This is a genomic window from Microbacterium petrolearium (assembly GCF_054782875.1).
Genome location: NZ_BAAGRQ010000037.1, coordinates 1 through 3868, shown reverse-complemented (window position 1 = coordinate 3868; position 3868 = coordinate 1). Strand labels below are relative to the sequence as shown.

Annotated in this window: 3 protein-coding genes and 2 pseudogenes; 4 read left to right on the top strand and 1 reads right to left on the bottom strand. The window is 66.2% G+C overall.

Going from position 1 to position 3868, the window contains the following annotated elements; all coding sequences use genetic code 11:
- Positions 1-122 precede the first annotated feature (122 nt).
- A pseudogene (locus ACYVJ0_RS13405) lies at positions 123-233 on the top strand (ferredoxin); the annotation flags it as partial.
- A 148-nt stretch (positions 234-381) separates the two neighbouring features.
- Here the strand turns inward: ACYVJ0_RS13405 and ACYVJ0_RS13400 are convergent.
- Positions 382-1065 (bottom strand): Crp/Fnr family transcriptional regulator, encoded by a 684-nt coding sequence (locus tag ACYVJ0_RS13400; protein ID WP_460818349.1) that lies wholly within the window; start codon positions 1063-1065, stop codon positions 382-384.
- 161 nt (positions 1066-1226) lie between these two features.
- Here ACYVJ0_RS13400 and ACYVJ0_RS13395 point away from each other — a divergent pair, with 161 nt between their 5' ends.
- The 3 genes and pseudogenes from ACYVJ0_RS13395 to ACYVJ0_RS13385 form a co-directional block, all read left to right on the top strand.
- Positions 1227-1460, top strand: a complete 234-nt coding sequence (locus ACYVJ0_RS13395) for a heavy-metal-associated domain-containing protein (protein ID WP_249387508.1) — start codon at positions 1227-1229, stop codon at positions 1458-1460.
- Positions 1461-1547: 87 nt separating this feature from the next.
- A complete protein-coding gene (locus ACYVJ0_RS13390) occupies positions 1548-3548 on the top strand; it encodes a heavy metal translocating P-type ATPase (RefSeq protein WP_449854261.1) in 2001 nt (666 codons plus the stop codon).
- A 126-nt stretch (positions 3549-3674) separates the two neighbouring features.
- Positions 3675-3868, top strand: a pseudogene (locus ACYVJ0_RS13385) (hypothetical protein); the annotation flags it as partial.

Here is a 3868-nt window from a genome sequence, read left to right as displayed (position 1 = left end):
CCGGCTGCACTCCACCCTCGGCTACCGCACCCCCGCCGAGACCCGGGCCGCCTACTACGCCCAGACCGCAACCGCGGCCTGAAATCCACAAAGAGATCGTCTACGAAGCTTGACACAGCCCATTCTTCGACGAACTCGGTTCACCGGGTGGTGCCGTCAAGCTCGGCAACACCGGCCGGGACCACCCCCTGGTTGCGGCATTGCCACCGCAAAACCAAGATATTGGCCTTTAGGTCGGCCCCTTCGCCCGCTTTGCGCCCGTGCCGGGGGAAGCTCGTAGGGAGCAGCCCACACAGGTGACGCCACTGCAAGAAGGTCAAGGGCGGGTTCGAGTTGCACCGGATACTGCCCAGGAGGCCGCCACGCCGCAGCGGCACCCGACTATCGAGGTGTGGCTACGTGTTCAAGCGCATCGATATCGAGAATCGTGACCTCCCGGCGCCCGTGCAATTCGATAAGGCCGGAGGCAGAGAGCGCGGCAAGGCGTCGACTCAGGGTCTCTGGTGTCGTGCCGAGGTACGCCGCAATTTCCTGTTTCGCCATCGGAAGTCTCACCGTGGCCGCTCCGTCCCGCATGGTGCCAGGTAGGTCCAGGAGGTAGGCCGCGACACGGGCATTGACATCGCTGGAGGTGATGGCGGCCAGCAGTCGCTCGACGGAAGAGAGGCGGTCGGAGAGCGTCCGCAGCATCCGCTGACTGATGTCGGGGTAGTCACGAAGTAGGACTGCAAGGTCGGCATGGTCGAACACGCACATCCTGCTCTCTTCCAGCGCGACGGCGAGATCGTTCGGACGGTGGCCCGTCAGGAATGCACGTTCACCCACGACGTCACCGTCGGTCACCGTTCGCAGGATCTGCTCCTGACCATTGGCGGCCCCGTGGCTGACCTTGAGCTGTCCACTGTGCATCACCAGCAGGCGCGAGACCGGCTGTCCGGGCGCATAGACGATCTCCCCCTTTTCGGCGAGTACCGGGCGGGCGAAGTCCGCAACACGCAACTGTTCCTGACGGGTGAGGCCTTGGAAGATCGGGACGCGGGTGACGCACAAGTCATCCTCGGGCATGACACCACTTTATCCCACGCCGACCCGACGCGACCGTAACGGACGGGCCAGCGGCGCTCGGGGAGGAGCCCCGCGAACTTGATCTATGTCAAGGAGTTCGCGGCACGGCGAACCTACGGTGAAGGTGTCAGTAAGAAACACCAAGACGGAAGGATCCCACAATGACCACCGCGACCACAACCCACACCATCCTCCGCGCGGAAGGTTTTTCCTGCCCCTCCTGCGTGGCCAAGATCGAGAAGCAGGTCGGCCGCCTCAAGGGTGTCCAGAACGTGAAGGTCCACTTCGCCTCCGCCCGCATCGAGATCGACCACGACGCCGAGCGCGTTTCGGTGGATGACCTTGTTGCCGCCGTCGTGAAGGCCGGCTACAAGGCCACGCCCGCGGCCTTCTAACGCCAGCGGGCCCCACAGGGCCCGCTCACATTCCCCCTTCATCCTGCCGGTACGCCGGCTCAAGACGCAGAAAGGTCGTACCCGAAAGTGAACAGGCTCCAGAAATGGGTCTATGGAAACTGGTCCGTTCCTGTCGTGTCCGGCGTGCTCATCATCATCTCGTTCGCCCTCCAGTGGCTGGGCGGAGGTGTCGCCAACCTCGCCGTCAGCCCGCAGTGGTGGCTGGACGCCGGCACCCACGCCGCGCATGCCAGCGCGGCCTTCACCCTCGGGGATGTCTTCATGATCGCCGCGGCCGCCGTCGCCGGCTACGGGATCGTACTCAAGGCGGTTCGCGCGCTGATCGCCAAGGTCATCGGCATCGACCTGCTGGTGTCGGTCGCGGCCATCGGCGCTGTCATCATCGGCAACTTCTGGGAGGCCGCGGCGGTGACGTTCCTGTTCGCCATCGGCCACGCCCTGGAAGCTGCCACCTTGAACAAGACGCGCTCGGCACTGGCCGAACTGGTCGCTGTCGCCCCGGATTCCGCGACCGTCGTGCGCGACGGTCAGCAACAGGAAGTCCCTGCCGCGCAAGTGAGAATGGGCGAGATCGTGCTGGTCAAGAACGGCGCGAAGGTCCCCGTCGACGGTCGAGTCGTCTCGGGCACCGGCGCCATCGATGAGGCCTCGATCACCGGCGAATCGATCCCGGTGGAAAAATCCAAGGGCGGACAGGTCTTCGCCGGCACCGTCTCCCGCGGCGGTTTCCTGCAGGTGCTGGCCACCGGCATCGGTGCCGATACCACCCTAGCCCGGATCATTCACCGGGTCGAGGAGGCCCAGGACGCCAAGGCCCGCACCCAGGCGTTCATCGACCGCTTCTCCGGCTGGTACACCCCCGCGGTGATGGTGCTGGCCCTGGCGGCCGGACTGATCTCCGGCGACGTGGTGCTGGCCCTGACTCTGCTGGTCATCGGCTGTCCCGGCGCCCTGGTGATCTCCATCCCGGTCGCGATCGTGGCCGGCATCGGCCGCGCCGCCCGCAACGGCATCCTGATCAAGGGCGGCGAATTCCTGGAGACCTCGGCGAAGATCTCCGCGGTCGCCGTGGACAAGACCGGCACCCTGACCGAGGGACGCCCGCAGCTGACCGACGTCGTCGTCCTGGACTCGGCGTTGGAGCGCAGCGAGGTGCTGCGCTGGGCTGCCGCCGCTGAGGCCGGCTCCGAACACCCGCTGGCCCGTCCCATCCTGGACACCGCCCAGGCCGAGGGAGTAGGCCCGCACGGCATCCCCGGCACGGTCACCCCGGTCCCCGGCAAGGGCATCGTGTCCGATGTCGACGGTTGGCGGGTGCTGATCGGTAACCCGCCGCTACTACTCCAGTACGGCGTTGTCGATGACGGCAGCGCCGCCCAAGCGGCGGAATCGCTGGCCGCCGAGGGCAAGACGCCGATGATCGTGGCGGTCGATGACAAGGTGATCGGCGTCGTCGCCGTCGCCGATCAGGTCCGACAGGATGCACCCGAGATGGTCGCCCGCCTGCACCGGGCCGGCGTGGAGAAGGTGGTCATGCTCACCGGTGACACCCGGCTGGTGGCCGAGGCCGTCGGGAAGGCGACCGGGATCGACGAGATCCACGCCTCCCTGCTTCCCGAGGACAAGCTGGACGTGGTCGCGCAGCTGCAGCAAGAGGGCCACACGATCGCCATGGTCGGCGACGGCGTCAACGACGCCCCGGCCCTGGCCACCGCGAACATCGGCGTGGCGATGGGGGCGGCCGGCTCGGCCGTAGCCGTGGAGACCGCGGACATCGCCCTGATGGGCGACAACCTGCTCAAGCTGCCGGAAGCTATCGGATTGGCCAAGCGGACCGTGTCCGTCATGCGGCAGAACATCGCGATCGCCCTGATCACCGTGGTGCTGCTGCTGGCCGGCGTCTTCGCCGGCGGAGTGACCATGTCGATCGGCATGCTCGTCCACGAAGCCTCCGTACTGGTGGTCATCGCCAACGCGATGCGACTACTGCGCAACGCCCGCGGCTCCACCACGATGCCCAAGAGCGAGAGGACCACCGGAACAGCGGCGCAACAGGTCAACGCCTGACATCGAACCCGCGTAAGCGGCAAACAGGTACCCAGCCGCTACCGCTCCCGGCGCGGGACACACCGACAAATTCACAACAACGACCCGAACACCGAAAACGAAAAACGCAACTGGAGGAGAGCAATCATGAACGGAAAGAACTTCACCCTGGGAGACAACGTCGAGCATTTCACCATCGCGGACGTGGCCCGGGACAACTGGGCTGTGTCAAGCTTCGTAGACGATCTCTTTGTGGATTTCAGGCCGCGGTTGCGGTCTGGGCGTAGTAGGCGGCCCGGGTCTCGGCGGGGGTGCGGTAGCCGAGGGTGGAGTGCAGCCGG

Bases quoted from the DNA above. Each gene is read 5' to 3' on its own strand.
- ACYVJ0_RS13400 (WP_460818349.1), bottom strand. From the start codon at position 1,065: ATGCCCGAGGATGACTTGTGCGTCACCCGCGTCCCGATCTTCCAAGGC.
- ACYVJ0_RS13395 (WP_249387508.1), top strand. From the start codon at position 1,227: ATGACCACCGCGACCACAACCCACACCATCCTCCGCGCGGAAGGTTTT.